The sequence below is a fragment of the Nocardioides sp. BP30 genome, from assembly GCF_029873215.1.
GTDB lineage: Bacteria > Actinomycetota > Actinomycetes > Propionibacteriales > Nocardioidaceae > Nocardioides.
Map to the genome: position 1 here is coordinate 902,729 of NZ_CP123620.1, position 15,538 is coordinate 918,266.

Consider the following 15,538-nt stretch of genomic DNA (forward strand, 5'->3'; position numbering starts at 1 on the left):
ACACACGCGTCAGTCGGACCGGTCGGCCTTCGCGTCGGGGTAGATGCTGCGGGTCTCGCTGCGCCGCCACCGGGAGTACCACTCGGTGGGGTGCAGCGCGGGCAGCACCTTGGCGACCGAGAGGGCGGCGTACATGATCGTGTTGATCGCCACGAAGATCATCAGGACGTCGTAGGCGGTGCTGTGCAGCCACGAGGAGGGCAGCAGGTGACCGCCGAGGACCAGGACCGGCGTCGCGGCCGTCGGGATCATCGCGGGGCTCCCTCGATCGCATCGTCGCGATCGCCGAGCCGGGCGTGCTCGATGTGCTTCCAGGCCGCGTCGCGGCCCAGGGAGATGTCGACGACGCCCTTGACGAAGACGATGTCGAGGAAGAGGTCGAAGAAGAGCTCGGGGAAGACGGTGGCAGCGAGCAGCCGGGCCGGCCAGCCGCCGCGCCAGGCCGTGACCACCCGCTCGACCATGAACACCAGGCCGAGCCCGATCCAGAACGGGAACCAGATCCAGCCGTCGCTGCACAGGATCATCAGGGCGAGCAGGAGGAAGTACGAGGTAAGCGCGAAGACGCCGTACCCGATCCCCAGCTGCTGGGACCAGTAGCGCATCGTCTGCGGTGTGATGCCGTAGGCGCCGAGGTTCTCCAGGGCCCCACGCTGCCAGCGCAGGCGTTGGTTCCACAGCGTGCGCCAGGACGGCATCAGCTCGGTGACCACCGTGCACTCCCAGGGGGAGATCATCAGGGCGCCGAGCGACTTCAGCGCGATCGTCAGCTCGTTGTCCTCGGTCAGGGCGGCGGTGTCGTAGACGTCGCCCTCGACCCCGGGGATGAGCGAGCCGCGCGAGCTCGCGACCGTGCGCAGCGCGCGCGGCCGGAAGAGCGAGGCGGTGCCCGTCAGCACGAAGACGCGGCCGCGGCGGCGCCGGATCTCACGGGCGTACCGCACGTACTCGTTGCGCTGGAACTGCCCGATGATGCCGTGGCCCTGCTCGCCGTAGAACAGGCCGCCCACGGCCATCAGCGCGCGGTCGTCGGTGAAGCGGCGGACGGCCGTCTCCAGGAACCCCGGGTCGAGCATCGTGTCGGCGTCCATCACCATCACCACGTCGTTCTCGCCCTGACCGGGCAGCAGCCAGCGCAGCGCCTGGTTCAGCGCGCCGCCCTTCTTGTGCCTGTTGCCGACGGACTCGAAGACCTCCGCGCCGTGGGCGCGGCCGACCTCCACCGTCCGGTCGGTGCAGTTGTCGGCGACCACGACGATCCGGGCGGGCGGGACCGACTGCGCCCACAGCGAGGTCAAGGTGGCACCCAGCGACGCCTGCTCGTTGTGGGCGGGCACCAGCACGGTCACGGTGACCTCGCCGTGGAAGACGCCCCGCGTCGCCGCCATCACCACCTTGGGGGACAGCGGCGTGACATCGACGTTCTCCGAGCGCCGGTACCGGGTGGCGACCCGTCGCTCCAGCAGCGCCACGAAGGCGGCCAGGAACAGGGCCACCCCGACAGCGATCAGCAGCTGCGGCCACGGCGGCGCCTCGGTGTCGTAGAAGACCTTCCACACGCCGAACAGCACCCCGTGATGGACGCGGGGGCGGGGGGTATCGATCGCCGACACGCCGAGCCAGAGCAGGAGTGCCGCCAGGCCGGTCACTGCGAGAACGACCAGCCCGATCAGGCGTTGAAATCGCATCGCCGTCATCGTACCGGGACCTTCGTCCCTGGTCGCCGCCTTCGCTTCCAGCTCGACTGACCTGGCGTGTTGGGGAAGATCCAGCGGTGCTAACTTGCTGAGGAAATGCACAAGAGACCCTGAGCGAGGTGGCCGATGCAGGTGCGAGGCGCAACCGCCCTGGTCACCGGCGCGTCCGCGGGCATCGGTGCAGCGGTCGCCGGCCTGCTCGCCGAGCGCGGCGCGGCAGTGCTCGTGCACGGCCGCGACGCCGGCCGGACCGCCGCCGTGGCGGACGGGATCGGTGGTCGCCCCATCGTCGCCGACCTCGCCACCGCTGAGGGGGTCGATGCGCTGGCGGCAGCGGCCGAGGCGGTCGACGTCCTCGTCCTCAACGCCGGCGCCGGCCACGCCGGGCCGTTCGTGGAGATGCCGGCCGATCGGATCGAGGAGCTGCTCGCGCTCGACCTGACCGGCGCCATCCGGCTCACCCGCGTCCTGCTCCCCGGGATGCTCGCGCGCGGGCGCGGCCGGCTGTGCTTCGTCTCCAGCATCGCCGGCCGCACCGGCGTGGCGGGGGAGGCGGTCTACGCCGCGGCGAAGGCCGGGCTCGACGCCTTCGCCGAGAGCCTGCGCCTGGAGCTGGCCGGATCCGGGGTCGGTGTGAGCGTGGTGGTCCCGGCCGTCGTCGACACCGGCTTCTTCGAGAGCCGCGGCCGACCCTACGACCGGCGCTCGCCGCGGCCGTTGCCGGCTCGCGCTGTCGCCGCCGCGATCCTCAGTGCGGTCGAGCGCGACCGCGCCGAGGTCTTCGTGCCCGGCTGGACCCGGCTGGCACCGACCGTGCGTGCGCTGGCGCCGGCAGCGTTCCGACGGCTCTCCTTGCGGTACGGCGAAGAGGTGCGGAGCCGATGACACGCGCCGAGCTGGTCCTCGTCCTCGCCGCACTCGCCTCCTTCGGCTTCGCGTGGTCGGCGTTCCTGCAGCAGCAGGCCAGCACCCACCTGGCCGGACAGCCGGGGGCGGCGCTCTCACGCAAGGGGCTGCCGGGTGCGGTCCGGCTGCTGGGCCGGCTGGTGCACAGCCCTGCCTGGTTCGTCGGCTGGGTGGTCAACCTGCTCGCGTTCGTCGTGCAGGCCGCCGCACTCCATCTCGGCTCGATCGCGGCGGTGCAGCCGTTGATGACCACCCAGGTGCTCTTCACGATCGGACTCTCGTCGTGGACCGCTCGGCGTTGGCCGACGATCGTGGACTGGCTCGCCGGCGCCTCGATCTGCGGCGGCATCACGATGTTGATGATGGTCGACGGTGCCGCGCCGCTGACCGGCGAGGCCGATCGGGGCCGGGTGCTGCTGGTGACGGCGGCTGCGGCCGGCGCTGTCGCCGTCCTCGTCGTGGCCAGCCGGTTCCGGCCCTCGCCGGCGCTCGCGGCGCTGCTGCTGGCCTGCGCGGCGGGCGTCTGCTTCGCGATGACGGCGATGTTCATGAAGCTGACGACCGACGACCTGATCGATCGCGGCGTCGCCGCGACCGCGCGCGACTGGGTCGGCTACGCGCTCGCCGTGAGCACCAGCATCGGGCTGGCGCTGGGCCAGCTCTCCCACGCGGCCGGCCCGCTGCCGTGGTCGATGTCCGCGATGAACATCGTCAACCCGGTGGTCAGCTACATCTCCGGGATGATCGCCTTCGGCGCGGAGCTGCCCACCAGCCCCGGCGCGCTGGCCGGCATCGCCGGCGCTGCCGCGCTGCTGATCCTCGGCGTGATCGGGCTGGTGCACTCGCCCTCGATCGGCGCCTGGTCCCCTACCGACCCCACCCCGGAGGTGAGCAATGCCTGAGGCCGGACGCCGGCTGTCGGTCCGCAGGATCGTGGTCTGGCGCCAGGTGGCGCTCGGGCTGCTGCTGTTCGGCTACTACCTCCTGGTCGACAGCCTGGAGTCCGATGCGCGCCGCGCGCGGGCCGACCGGAACGGGCGGTGGCTCCTCGATCTGGAGCAGCGCCTGCGGATCGACGTGGAGAAGACGCTCAACGACTGGCTCGCGCGCCACGACGTGCTGCAGACGCTGGCCAACTACGAGTACGCCTACACCTACATCCTCAGCGCTCTGGCCGCCTTCGTCTTCCTGCTGTGGAAGCGGCAGGACCTCTACCGCCGGGCGCGCACCGCGTTCGTGCTCCTCACCGGGGTCGGGATCACCTGCTTCCTGCTCTTCCCGACGACACCGCCGCGGATGCTGCCCGGCAACACGTTCTACGACACCGTCACCCACGGCCACACCGTCGGATCGTGGGGCTCCTCGGTGGTGGCCGGCGCGAACGAGCTGGCGGCGATGCCGTCGCTGCACATGGCCTGGGCGCTGTGGGTCAGCGTGGTGCTGGCAGCGGCCGGCGCCCGGGGCTGGCTCCAGGTCCTCTCCGCCGTCCACGTGCTGGTGACCCTGCTCGTGATCATGTCGACCGCCAACCACTACCTGCTCGACGCGGTGGCCGCCTTCGTCCTGGTCTGGGCGGCCGACCGGGTCGCCGGCCTGATCCACCCGGCCGACGAGCACGAGATCGTGGCGTCGGCGGACGCCTTCTTCCTGCACGTGGAGGAGACGGGCGCGCCGCAGATCGTCGGCGGGCTGGTGATCTACGAGGGTGCCGGCGGCGTACCGAGCCTGGCGGAGGTGCGCGAGGTCATCGCCGGCGAGCTGCCGTACCTGCCGCGGTTCACCCAACGCGTGCGCCAGTCGCGCTGGCGGCGGCCGCAGTGGGTCCCGGCGGGGGAGGTCGACTGGGACTGGCATCTGCGCGCGGTGCCGGTGGCGGACCGGGCCGGTGTGCATGCCGGGGTGGCAGCGCTGGCCGCCGAGCGGATGCCGCGGGACCGGCCGCTGTGGCGCGCGGCGCTCTTCGAGCAGCCCTCCGGCGAGCGCGCGTTCGTGATCTTGATGCACCACACGATCGCGGACGGCATCGGCACCGTCCTGCAGGCGCTGCGGCTGCTGCGCCCGCTGATCCGGCTGCCTGCGCCGCCGAGCCGCCCCACCGCGCTGCAGACAGGCCTCGCCACCGCTGTCGGCTTCGCCCAGCTGGCTACCGACGGCGGTCGCCCGCGGCCCCTCGGCACTTCCAGCGACCGGCGCTCCTTCACCACCACCGGGCTGCCCATGACCGAGGTCAAGCAGGCCGCCTCCGGTCGCCGGGTGACCGACCTGCTGCTCGCGCTCACCGCCGGCGCCATCGCCGACGCGCAGCCGGAGCTGGTCGAACGCTCCGGTGGCACGTTGCGCATCGCCGTGCCCCTGATGGTGCGGGCCCCCGACGCCGCGGCCGAGGGCAATGCCACGGCCGCCGTCATGGTCGACGTACCGCTGCGGGGGGCGCCGACCGAGGAGTTGTACGACGAGATCAGCCGACGAACGGCTCGGCTGCGCACCCCTACCCGTGCGCTCGCCAGCCGTTGGGTGATGGCGCACCTGCTGCGGATCTTCCCCGAGCCGGCGGTGGGCTGGTTCGCCCGGACGGTCTACGGCCACCGGTTCTTCCACGGGATCGTCTCGAACATGCCCGGTCCGACCGAGCAGCTCAGCATGGCGGGCATCCCGCTGGTCGAGGTCTACCCCGTGCTGCCGCTGGCACCGGGCTCGCCGTTCGTGCTGGGTGCGCTGAGCTGGCACGGCGTGCTGAGCATCGGCCTGGCCACCGACCCGGCGCTGATCGACGCCGATCGGGTGGCGGCGGCGATGGTGCAGCGGCTGGAGGCGCTGGGGGAGAGCGCCGCCGAGCGCCTCAGCCCCAACCCAGCGCCAGCAACAACCGCGACCGCTCGCGTGGAGAGTCCAGCTGCTCGCCGAACAGATCCCGGAGCCGCCCCAGCCGGTAGCTGACCGTCTGCGGGTGCACGTGCAGCTCCGCGGCGACGGCGAGCCGGTCGCCGTGGTGCCGCAGCCAGGAGACCAGCGTCTCGGTCAGGCGCTCGCTCGCGCCGGCGGGCAGGCCGTCGAGCGGGGCCAGCACCTGGGCCCGCAGGAAGCTCAGCAGCCGGTCGTCACGGTGCACGATGATCGTGTCGAGGTGGTCGTCGACGAAGACCGGCGTGCCGTGGAGCACGCCCTCGGCGCGCATCCTCAGGGCCAGCTGGGTCAGCTCCAGGCTGCGTGCCAGCGTGTCGATCGGCACGCTGATCCCGACGACGCAGCACACCCCGGCGAGCGCCGTACGCAGCGCGTCGCGCCGTCGTCCCCGAGGATCGGCGACGATGGCGCCGACCAGGGTGCCCTGGCGGACCGGCAGCGCGGAGCTGTCGAGCCGGGAGATGAGGTCGCGGGCGGAGGGCTCCTCGCCGCCGATGAGCACGACGGCGGCCTGCTCGGGCAGTCGCCAGCGGGCCCGGTCGGCGGCGGCGCGGACGGCGGAGACCGACGCGCGCTCCGAGAGCAGCAGGTCGGCGAGGTCCTCACGGTGGTGCTCCCGGGTGCGCGAGTCGGCGCCCTGCGCCTGGAGGTACCCGGTGGTCGAGGCCTGGGAGAGGTGGTTGACGAAGTCGAAGAGCCGCTCGGCCAGCACCGCTATCACCTCCGAGGGCAGGTCGACGGTCCGGACGACCTCCGAGACGTGCCGCCAGGCCACCCGGGCACCGAGCTGGTAGGCGGTCAGCAACCGGGGCAGGTCCTGGCCCGCCTGCCATTGCAGGTGGCCGATCTGCTCGAAGAGCAGCTGCACCCCTTCCTGGTGCTCGACCGGCTGGGTGCTGGGCGTGGTGGCGGCCGCCAGCAGGCCGTGCAGGAACCCGCCCGCGCCCTCCTCGATGCTGCTCAGCTCGCTCTCGAGGAACGTGGCGTAGTCCGGCCAGTCCTCGGCCAATCGGTCGCGCACCTCCAGGAGGAGGTCGGGGAGGCGGTCGTTCAGGCGGCGCTCGAGCTCGGCCAGCAGGTGACTGTCGAGGGCGCTTTCGTGGGCGGTGTCGGCGAGGTTTGTCATATGGTGCCAAGTTTCGCCTCGAAATTGGCGAACGTAAAGGGCAGAGTTCGGCGCGTCCGAAGGTGTTACATAGTCCCTATGAGTGCCGTGCAGACCGCGGGCTCCCTGCACGAGCGGGAGGCCGGGGAGAATTTCCCTGTCGCGCTGCGCCTCCTCCCGGCCCGGCACCGCGAGCACCTCCACGCCGTCTACGGGTTCGCCCGCGAGGTCGATGAGCTCGGAGACACCTATGCCGGCGATCGCACCGCCGCCCTGGTGCGACTGCGCGAGGAGACCAGCAGCATCTGGCGCGGTGCCACCCCGATCAGCCCGACGCTGCGCCGGCTCGCCGGCACCGTGCACGAGTGCGGCCTGTCCGAGCAGCCCTTCCTCGATCTGATCGAGGCCAACCTCCGCGACCAGCAGGTGCACCGCTACGCCACCTTCGAGGACCTGGTCGGCTACTGCCGCCTCTCGGCCGACCCGGTCGGCCGGATGGTGCTCGAGCTGTTCGGATGCTCCACGCCCGAGCGCGTCGCCCTGTCGGACCGGGTCTGCACCGGCCTGCAGCTGGTCGAGCACCTGCAGGATGTCGGCGAGGACCGGCGCGCCGGCCGCATCTACCTGCCGCAGCGCTCCCTGGAGCAGTACGGCGTCATCGAGGCCGACCTCGACCGCGCGCGTGCGACCGCTGCCCTGCGGCGGTGCGTCCTCGCCGAGACCGACCGGGCGCAGGAGTGGCTCCGTGAGGGCTCGCAGCTGGTCGGCCAGCTCAGCGGTTGGGCGCGGGTCGCGGTGGCCGGGTTCGTCGCCGGGGGCCTGGCCACCGTCGCCGCGCTACGTGCCGCCGACGGCGACGTCCTCGCCCGGGATGCCCGCCCGGGCAAGGCCCGCACCGCCGCCCTGGCGGTCGCGGTGCTGGTGAGAGGGCGCGCATGAGCCAGGGAGCTCGGAGCACCGTCGAGGAGGCCTACCTCGAGTGTGAGCGGATCACCCGGACCGAGGCAGGCAACTTCTACTACGGCATCCGGTTGCTGCCGGCGCCCAAGCGCACCGCGCTCTGCGCCGTCTACGCGCTGGCCCGACGGGTCGACGACATCGGCGACGGCGAGCTGCCCCGCGAGACCAAGCTCAAGGCCCTCACCGAGCTGCGGGCCGACCTCGAGCACCTCGACGAGGCCACCGACCCGGTCCTGGTGGCGTTGGCCGACGCGGCCCGGCGCTACCCGGTGCCGCTCGGTGCCTTCGGCGAGTTGATCGACGGCGTCGAGACCGACCTGGCCGAGTTCGTCACCATCGCCGACTGGGACGAGCTGGTCGTCTACTGCCGCCGGGTGGCCGGCGCGATCGGGCGGTTGTGCCTCTCGATCTTCGGCACCGAGGCGGGAGCCGGCGGCTCCGAGCCGCGAGCCGAGCTCTTCGCCGACCAGCTCGGCATCGCGCTCCAGCAGACCAACATCCTGCGCGACGTGCGCGAGGACCTGGGCAACCGGCGGATCTACCTGCCGCAGAGCGAGCTGGCGCAGTGGGGCATCGAGCTGCGCACCGATGCGGCCGGCGACCTGGACGACCCCGAGGGCCGGCTGGCTGCCTACCTCCGCTTCGCCGCGGCGCGGGCGGAGGACTGGTACGGGCTCGGGCTGCGGCTGGTGCCGCACCTGGACCGCCGCAGCGCCGCCTGCTGCACCGCGATGGCCGGGATCTACCGCCACCTCAACCAGCGGATCGCGGCCGACCCGGTGCAGGTCTACGACAAGCGGCTGCGGCTCTCCGGAGCCCAGAAGGCCCGGGTCGCCGTCACCTGCCTGCTCAGGGGGCGCTCGTGAGGGCCACCGTCATCGGCGGTGGCCTCGCCGGCATCACGGCGGCGCTGCGGCTGGCCGACGCCGGTGCCGCTGTCACCCTGCTGGAGGCACGCCCGCGCCTGGGCGGCCTGACCCACAGCTTCCGGCGCAGCGTGGCCGACCAGGACCTGTGGATCGACAACGGCCAGCACGTGTTCCTGCGCTGCTGCACCGCCTACACGGATCTGCTCGACCGGCTCGGCGTCCGCGACCAGGTCGAGCTCCAGCCCCGGCTCGACGTCACCGTGCGCAGCGAGGCATCCACCCGGGTCGGTCGACTGCGCCGCGCCACGCTGCCGCCGCCGTTGCACCTCGCTGTCGCGCTGGCCGGCTATCCCTGGCTCGGCCTCGCCGCGAAGGCACGGCTGGTGCCGGCCGTCGTCGCGCTCGGCCGCTTGGACCGGACGGCGCCGACGACCGACGAGCGCAGCTTCGGCGCCTGGCTCGCCGACCACGGTCAGGGTGCGCGCGCGATCGAGGCACTGTGGGACCTCATCGGCGTCGCCACCCTCAACGCGACAGCCGACCGGGCCTCGCTCGCCCTGGCCGCCACCGTCTTCCAGCTCGGGCTGCTCGACAGTCCCGACGCAGCCGACATCGGCTGGGCGCGCGTTCCCCTGCAGCAGCTGCACGGCGACGCCGCCACTCGGGCGCTGGCGGCGGCCGGCGTCGAGGTCCGCACCGGCTCCCGGATGAGCAGCCTGCAGGGGATCGACACCGACGCCCTCGTCCTCGCCGTACCCCCGGACCAGGCGCGCCGCCTGCTCCCCACCGACGCTCTCGACCTGCCTGACGGCTGGGTGGAGGGGCTGGGGAGCGCGCCCATCCTCAACCTGCACCTGGTCTACGACCGCGCGGTGCTCGAGGAGCCGTTCACCGCGGCGGTGGACAGCCCGCTGCAGTGGGTCTTCGACCGCACCGGCCACAGCGGGCTCTCGCAGGGGCAGTACGTCGCTGTCTCGCTCTCGGCCGCCCAGGCGTACGCCGAGCTGCCCGTCGCGGAGCTGCGCACGCGCTTCCTGCCGCACGTGGAGGCGCTGCTGCCGCGAGCGCGCGGGGCCCAGCTGCTCGATTTCTTCGTCACCCGCGAACCCCACGCGACCTTCGACCCGACGCCCGGTACGGCCCGTTTCCGGCCGCCGGCACGGACCCGGCGACGGGGGCTGTACGTCGCCGGAGCGTGGACCGCCACCGGGTGGCCCGCCACGATGGAGGGCGCGGTGCGCAGCGGCAACGACGCCGCAGCGGCCGTGCTCGAGGACCAGCCGAGCCGCCTGGAGGTGGTCGCATGACCCAGAGGACCGACCCCATGACCAGTCCCAGGACCAACGCCCTGGACTGGCTGACCCATGCCCGCTCGCTGTTCGAGCCGGCGATGCGTGCTGCCGTCGGGCGGCTCGACCCCTTCCTGGGCCGGGTGTCGTCGTACCACCTGGGCTGGTGCGAGCCCGATGGCACGCCGGTCACCAGCCCCGCCGGGAAGGCGCTGCGTCCCGGCCTTACGCTGCTGGTCGCCGAGGCGCTCGGCGACCACCGCCCGGCCGTCCCCGGCGCGGTGGCGGTCGAGCTGGTGCACAACTTCTCGCTCGTGCACGACGACATCATCGACCGCGACCGGGAGCGTCGGCACCGCCCGACGGTGTGGTCGGTCTGGGACGACACCACGGCGATCCTGGCCGGTGACGCCATGCTCTCCCTGGCGCACGAGGTCCTCGCCGACGAGGGCGGCCCGTACGCCGATCCGGCCTCGCTCGCCCTCGCCCGAGCGACCCGCGAGGTCATCCGCGGGCAGGCGCGCGACGTGGAGTTCGAGCGCCGCGACGACGTCACGCTGGCCGAGTGCCTGGCGATGGAGGCCGACAAGACAGGTGCCCTGCTCGCGGTGAGCGCCTCGCTCGGGGCGATCCTCGCCGGCGCGCCGCGGCACGTGGTCGACGGCTGCCACACCTTCGGCGCCGAGCTCGGCCTGGCCTTCCAGATCGTCGACGACCTGCTCGGGATCTGGGGCAGCCCGCAGGTCACCGGCAAGCCCGTCTTCGCCGATCTGGCTGCCGGCAAGAAGACCCTCCTGGTGGTCTGGTCGATCGAGAACGGCGGTGATGCGGGCGCCGACCTCGCGGCCTGGTTCGCCACCCACGGGTCGCGGACGGTCGTCGAGCCGCAGGAGCTCGAGCGCGCCGCCGACCTGATCGAGAAGGCCGGCGGCCGGGAGTGGGCGACGGCGGCCGCCGACAGCCACGTGGCGACGGCGCTCGCCGCCCTGGACGGCCTCGGCCTGGACGAGGCGGCCCACCACACCTTGATCGACCTGGCCCACTTCGTGACGGAGCGCAAGCTGTGACCATCGAAGAAACGTCGAGACGTCCCTCCGTGACTGCCGAGACGGCAGTCCGTGGCACCCGAGACGTCGCTGCGGCACTCGAGGCAGCCGTCGTCCACCTGAAGAGCCGCCAGCACCCCGACGGCTGGTGGAAGGGCGAGCTGGCCACGAACGTGACGATGGACGCCGAGGACATGCTGCTGCGGCACGTGCTGGGCATCGTCGTACCCGACGACCAGGAGCGCAGCGCGCGCTTCATCCGCTCCCAGCAGCGTCCCGACGGCAGCTGGGGTGACTTCCCGGGCGCGCCCGGCACGCTCTCCACGACGGTCGAGGCATGGGTGGCCCTGCGTCTGGCCGGCGATCCGGAGGACGCCGAGCACCTGGTCCGGGCCGCGACCTGGGTGCGCGCGCACGGCGGCCTGGAGAAGGCCCGCGTCTTCACGCACATGTGGCTCTCGCTGGTCGGTCTGTGGAGCTGGGACGAGTGCCCGACGGTGCCGCCGGAGATCATGTTCCTGCCGTCCTGGGCACCGCTGAACATCTACCAGTGGGGCTGCTGGGCGCGACAGACGATCGTCCCGCTCTCGATCGTCAGCTCCACCCGGCCGGTCGTCCCGGTGGCGTTCGACGCCGCGCCGCTGCTCACCGGCACACCGCCGGCGCGGCTGGACCCGCTGTGGTCGGTGGCAGGGGTCTTCCAGCGCCTCGACGTCGGCGTGCGGCTCTTCGGGAAGCTGCCCCTCAACCCCCTGCGCCGGACGGCGATGCGGCAGGCCGCGGAGTGGATCCTCGCCCGTCAGGAGGCCGACGGTGGGTGGGGTGGCATCCAGCCGCCCTGGGTCTACTCGATCCTCGCGCTGTGGCAGATGGGTTACTCGCTGGAGCACCCGGCGATGAGGGCGGCGCTGGCCGGCCTGGACGACTTCTTCGTCGAGGTGCCGGACGCTCCCGGCGGCCCGCTGCGCTGGCTGGAGGCCTGCCAGTCCCCGGTCTGGGACACCGGACTCTCCCTGGCCGCCCTCCTCGAGGCGGGAACGCCGGCCGACGACCCTGACGTCCTGCGCGCCGCCGACTGGCTGCTGGCCGAGCAGGTCACCGCCGCCGGCGACTGGCAGGTGCAGCGGCCGGACCTGCCGAGCGCCGGCTGGTCCTTCGAGTTCGCCAACGACGTCTACCCCGACACCGACGACACCGCCGAGGTCGTGCTGGCACTGCGCGGCGTCGCGCACCCCGATGCGGCCCGGGTGCGCACCGCACTCGACCGAGCCGTGACCTGGACGGTCGGCATGCAGTCGCGTGACGGCGGCTGGGGCGCCTTCGACGCCGACAACACCTCGCGGATGCCGACGCGGCTGCCGTTCTGCGACTTCGGCAACGTGATCGACCCGCCCTCGGCCGACGTCACCGCGCACGTGGTGGAGATGATGGCCCTCGAGGGCCTGGCGGACTCGGCGGAATGCCGCCGCGGTGTGCGGTGGCTGCTGGACCACCAGGAGGCTGACGGCTCCTGGTTCGGACGCTGGGGCGCGAACCACCTCTACGGCACCGGCGCGGTGGTGCCGGCGCTGGTCGCGGCCGGGGTCGGCACCGATCACGCCGCCGTACGCGCCGCGGTGGCGTGGCTCGAGGAGCACCAGAACCTCGACGGTGGCTGGGGCGAGGACCTGCGCAGCTACCACGACAAGGCCTGGGTCGGCCGCGGGGACTCGACCCCGTCGCAGACCGCCTGGGCGCTGCTGGCGCTGCTCGCCGCCGGCGAGGACGGTCCGATGGTGGAGCGCGGCATCGCGCACCTGGTCGCCACCCAGCGCCCCGACGGAGGCTGGGACGAGGAGCTCTACACCGGTACGGGCTTCCCGGGCTACTTCTACATCGGCTACGAGATGTACCGGCAGGTCTTCCCCATGTGGGCACTCGGTCGCTACGCGCGTCGAACGTCCCCCGAGCCCGTCGAGGGACCATGACACCCACCATCCTCACCCCGCTGCGCACCGAGTGGCTGGCCGTGCGCTCGGGCCTCCCGCACCAGTACGTCGGCACCGTCCGGCGCACCGGCCGCTCCCGCGGGCTGGCCGCGCCGACGACCGACCCGGTCGTGATCGCCGGCGTGGCAGGCGCACTGACGAGCGACCTCGCACCGGGGGACCTGGTGGTGGCCACCCGGGTCATCGACGCGGGCACCGGGTCCGAGCGCGAACTGCCGGCGGCGGCGATGCTCGCCGGGGCGCTGCGCCGCGCCGGGCTGCGGGTGCACGTCGGTGCGATCGCCACCACGGAGCGGATCGTCGACGACCCGGCGGCGCGCGCGGAGCTCGCCGCGAACGGCGCCATCGCCGTCGACACCGAGTCGGCGCTCCTGCTCCAGGGCGCGGCGCACGCCGTCGTCGTCCGGGCGATCGTCGACACGCCCGAGCATCGACTCGTGTCCGCGGGGACGCCGGCTCGCGGGCTGGCCGCCCTCACCGCCCTGCGCAAGGCGGCGCCGGTGCTGGCCGAGTGGGCTGCAGCCTGCCTCGGCCGGGAGGTCGTGATGGCCATGCCGCGCAGCTTCTGCGCCGGCGTGCACCGCGCGATCGACATCGTCGACCGGGCACTGGATCGATACGGCAGCCCGGTCTACGTGCGGCGCCAGATCGTGCACAACCGGCACGTCGTCACCGACCTGGAGCGCAAGGGCGCGATCTTCGTCGAAGAGGTCGAGGAGGTCCCGGAGGGCTCGACAGTCGTCCTCGCCGCTCACGGCGTCGCGCCGAGCGTCCGCGCCGACGCGGACGCCCGCCGGCTGAGTGTCATCGACGCGACCTGTCCGCTCGTGGCCAAGGTGCACGCCGAGGTACGTCGGTTCGCCGCGCTCGACCACACCGTCTTCCTCATCGGCCATGCCGAGCACGAGGAGGTGGAGGGCACCTACGGCGAGGCGCCGGGCAACATCGTGGTGGTCAACGATGCCGAGGAGGCCCGCACCGTCGAGGCACGGGACCCGGCCAAGGTCTCCTACGTCATGCAGACCACCCTCGCGGTCGACGAGGCCGAGCGGACCGCTGCGGTGCTGCGGGAGCGCTTCCCGGCGTTGAGCGCGCCGCGCCGCGACGACATCTGCTACGCCACCACCAACCGCCAGCAGGCGGTGCGGGCGGTGGCCCGCGACGTCGGGAGCACGGGGCTGATCATCGTCCTGGGCTCCCGCAACTCCTCCAACTCCCTTCGCCTGGCCGAGGTCGCCCAGGCCGAGGGCACGCCGGCGTACCTCGTCGACGATCTGGAGGAGATCGAGCTGTCCTGGCTCCAGGGCGCGAGCCGGGTGGGAATCACGGCGGGGGCGTCCGCCCCGCCGTACCTCGTCGACCAGGTCGTCGCCGGCCTGACGGGCCTCGGGGCCGTCAGCGTGCGCGAGGCCGACGGCGTCGAGGAGTCCGTGCGCTTCACACTGCCACGGGAGGTCTCCTAGGAGTGGACGCGTCTCCTCACCTGCTCGCCCGCTGCGCGGCACCTCGCCCGCGCGCCGGCCGCGTCGTCGTCAGCCGCCGTGGCTCCGCCACAGCTCCCTCCTCCGCCGCCCGCCCCGCGCGGTGGCCATCGCACGCACCGGGCGCCGCTCGCAACGGCGCCAGATAAGGAGTTACACCCATGTCCATGCCCCTGCACCAGTCGATCGCGATCGGCAAGTACCTGCTCACCCAGAAGATCAAGGGCCGCAAGAAGTTCCCGCTGCTGGTCGAGCTGGAGCCGCTGTTCGCGTGCAACCTCAAGTGCGCCGGCTGCGGCAAGATCCAGGAGCCGGCCAACCTGCTCAAGGAGCGGATGCCGGTCGAGCGGGCCGTGGGCGCCGTCGTCGACTCGGGCGCCCCGATGGTCTCCATCGCCGGTGGTGAGCCGCTCATGCATCCGCAGATCGACGAGATCACCCGACAGCTGCTCGACAAGGGGAAGTTCGTCTTCCTGTGCACCAACGCGGTGCTGCTGCCCAAGCACATCCACAAGTTCAGCCCGCACAAGAACTTCGCCTGGATGGTGCACATCGACGGCCTCGAGGAGCGCCACGACGCGTCGGTCTCCAAGGAGGGCGTCTTCCAGCAGGCCGTCGCGGCGATCAAGCAGGCGCAGGAGCTCGGCTTCCGGGTGATGACGAACACGACCTTCTTCGACACCGACACGCCGCAGGACGTCATCGACGTGCTCGACTACCTCAACGACGAGCTCAAGGTCGACAACATGCAGATCTCGCCCGGCTTCGCCTACGAGAAGGCGCCCGACCAGGAGCACTGGCTGGGCGTCACCCAGACCCGCGAGCTGTTCAAGAAGGCCTTCGGCGACGGCCGGCGCAAGAAGTGGCGGCTCAACCACAGCCCGCTCTTCCTGGACTTCCTGGAGGGCAAGGTCGACTTCGACTGCACCGCCTGGGCGATCCCGTCGTTCTCGCTCAAGGGATGGCAGAAGCCGTGCTACCTGATGGCGGACGGGTACGCCGAGACCTACGACGAGCTGCTCGAGACCACCGACTGGGACTCCTACGGCCGCGGCAAGGACCCGCGCTGCGCCAACTGCATGGCGCACTGCGGCTACGAGCCGACCGCTGTGCTGGCGACGATGAGCTCGCTCAAGGAGTCGATCCGGGCAGCCGTCTCGGTCTGATGCTGTCGCGGGTGCGGCGAGGCTGGCAGCCCGACCCGCACTCCCCGTGCCGAGCTCCACGGGGAGTGCGGGCTCACCACCCGGCCCGCCGAGCCGCCACCGATGGCCGACGAGCCCGGCGAGGCGC

13 protein-coding genes are annotated in these 15,538 nt (G+C 72.6%); 10 read left to right on the top strand and 3 right to left on the bottom strand.

Annotation, left to right across the window (positions count from 1 at the left end):
- Nucleotides 1-9: 9 nt before the first annotated feature.
- Together P5P86_RS04135 and P5P86_RS04140 are read right to left on the bottom strand one after the other, a co-directional pair.
- Nucleotides 10-252, bottom strand: coding sequence for a hypothetical protein (locus P5P86_RS04135; RefSeq protein ID WP_280610022.1), 243 nt, complete (start codon nt 250-252; stop codon nt 10-12).
- Complete coding sequence (locus P5P86_RS04140; RefSeq protein ID WP_280610023.1) at nt 249-1,688, bottom strand: glycosyltransferase family 2 protein; 1,440 nt, start codon at nt 1,686-1,688, stop codon at nt 249-251. Before P5P86_RS04140 ends, P5P86_RS04135 begins: the two co-directional genes overlap by 4 nt.
- A gap of 135 nt (nt 1,689-1,823) precedes the next feature.
- On the opposite strand from P5P86_RS04140, the gene P5P86_RS04145 reads away from it, so the two are divergent.
- The 3 genes from P5P86_RS04145 to P5P86_RS04155 are packed head-to-tail and all read left to right on the top strand — an operon-like array spanning nt 1,824 to nt 5,540.
- Complete coding sequence (locus P5P86_RS04145; protein ID WP_280610025.1) at nt 1,824-2,582, top strand: SDR family NAD(P)-dependent oxidoreductase; 759 nt, start codon at nt 1,824-1,826, stop codon at nt 2,580-2,582.
- Entirely contained in the window at nt 2,579-3,505 is a 927-nt protein-coding gene (locus tag P5P86_RS04150) for a DMT family transporter (RefSeq protein ID WP_280610026.1), read from the top strand. The genes P5P86_RS04145 and P5P86_RS04150 overlap by 4 nt, the downstream gene beginning before the upstream one ends.
- Nucleotides 3,498-5,540 (top strand): bifunctional phosphatase PAP2/O-acyltransferase family protein, encoded by a 2,043-nt coding sequence (locus tag P5P86_RS04155; RefSeq protein ID WP_280610027.1) that lies wholly within the window; start codon nt 3,498-3,500, stop codon nt 5,538-5,540. Before P5P86_RS04150 ends, P5P86_RS04155 begins: the two co-directional genes overlap by 8 nt.
- On the opposite strand, the gene P5P86_RS04160 is transcribed toward P5P86_RS04155, so the two are convergent.
- Nucleotides 5,443-6,633 (bottom strand): PucR family transcriptional regulator, encoded by a 1,191-nt coding sequence (locus tag P5P86_RS04160; protein ID WP_280610028.1) that lies wholly within the window; start codon nt 6,631-6,633, stop codon nt 5,443-5,445. The two genes, P5P86_RS04155 and P5P86_RS04160, sit on opposite strands and share 98 nt — an antisense overlap.
- 78 nt (nt 6,634-6,711) lie before the next feature.
- On the opposite strand from P5P86_RS04160, the gene hpnC reads away from it, so the two are divergent.
- From hpnC to hpnH, 7 genes are all read left to right on the top strand, one after another.
- Nucleotides 6,712-7,551, top strand: a complete 840-nt coding sequence (gene hpnC / locus P5P86_RS04165) for a squalene synthase HpnC (protein WP_280610030.1) — start codon at nt 6,712-6,714, stop codon at nt 7,549-7,551.
- A complete protein-coding gene (hpnD, locus tag P5P86_RS04170) occupies nt 7,548-8,438 on the top strand; it encodes a presqualene diphosphate synthase HpnD (protein WP_280610031.1) in 891 nt (296 codons plus the stop codon). The genes hpnC and hpnD overlap by 4 nt, the downstream gene beginning before the upstream one ends.
- Nucleotides 8,435-9,748: a hydroxysqualene dehydroxylase HpnE gene (gene hpnE / locus P5P86_RS04175; protein WP_280610032.1), complete on the top strand. Its 1,314-nt coding sequence runs from the start codon at nt 8,435-8,437 to the stop codon at nt 9,746-9,748. The genes hpnD and hpnE overlap by 4 nt, the downstream gene beginning before the upstream one ends.
- A 17-nt stretch (nt 9,749-9,765) precedes the next feature.
- Nucleotides 9,766-10,797 carry a polyprenyl synthetase family protein gene (locus P5P86_RS04180; RefSeq protein ID WP_280610033.1) on the top strand — a complete coding sequence of 344 codons (1,032 nt, stop codon included), beginning with the start codon at nt 9,766-9,768 and terminating at the stop codon, nt 10,795-10,797.
- Nucleotides 10,798-10,826: 29 nt separating this feature from the next.
- Nucleotides 10,827-12,743 carry a squalene--hopene cyclase gene (shc, locus tag P5P86_RS04185; protein ID WP_280610034.1) on the top strand — a complete coding sequence of 639 codons (1,917 nt, stop codon included), beginning with the start codon at nt 10,827-10,829 and terminating at the stop codon, nt 12,741-12,743.
- On the top strand, nt 12,740-14,227 hold the full coding sequence (ispH, locus tag P5P86_RS04190; RefSeq protein WP_280610035.1) for a 4-hydroxy-3-methylbut-2-enyl diphosphate reductase: 1,488 nt from the start codon (nt 12,740-12,742) through the stop codon (nt 14,225-14,227). Before shc ends, ispH begins: the two co-directional genes overlap by 4 nt.
- A 179-nt stretch (nt 14,228-14,406) precedes the next feature.
- On the top strand, nt 14,407-15,411 hold the full coding sequence (gene hpnH / locus P5P86_RS04195) for an adenosyl-hopene transferase HpnH (protein WP_280610036.1): 1,005 nt from the start codon (nt 14,407-14,409) through the stop codon (nt 15,409-15,411).
- Nucleotides 15,412-15,538: the final 127 nt, after the last annotated feature.

Coding starts and splice junctions, on each gene's coding strand:
- P5P86_RS04160 (WP_280610028.1), bottom strand. CDS start 6,633: ATGACAAACCTCGCCGACACCGCCCACGAAAGCGCCCTCGACAGTCAC.
- ispH (WP_280610035.1), top strand. CDS start 12,740: ATGACACCCACCATCCTCACCCCGCTGCGCACCGAGTGGCTGGCCGTG.
- P5P86_RS04155 (WP_280610027.1), top strand. CDS start 3,498: ATGCCTGAGGCCGGACGCCGGCTGTCGGTCCGCAGGATCGTGGTCTGG.
- hpnD (WP_280610031.1), top strand. CDS start 7,548: ATGAGCCAGGGAGCTCGGAGCACCGTCGAGGAGGCCTACCTCGAGTGT.
- P5P86_RS04140 (WP_280610023.1), bottom strand. CDS start 1,688: ATGCGATTTCAACGCCTGATCGGGCTGGTCGTTCTCGCAGTGACCGGC.
- P5P86_RS04145 (WP_280610025.1), top strand. CDS start 1,824: ATGCAGGTGCGAGGCGCAACCGCCCTGGTCACCGGCGCGTCCGCGGGC.
- hpnC (WP_280610030.1), top strand. CDS start 6,712: ATGAGTGCCGTGCAGACCGCGGGCTCCCTGCACGAGCGGGAGGCCGGG.
- P5P86_RS04180 (WP_280610033.1), top strand. CDS start 9,766: ATGACCAGTCCCAGGACCAACGCCCTGGACTGGCTGACCCATGCCCGC.
- P5P86_RS04150 (WP_280610026.1), top strand. CDS start 2,579: ATGACACGCGCCGAGCTGGTCCTCGTCCTCGCCGCACTCGCCTCCTTC.
- P5P86_RS04135 (WP_280610022.1), bottom strand. CDS start 252: ATGATCCCGACGGCCGCGACGCCGGTCCTGGTCCTCGGCGGTCACCTG.
- hpnH (WP_280610036.1), top strand. CDS start 14,407: ATGTCCATGCCCCTGCACCAGTCGATCGCGATCGGCAAGTACCTGCTC.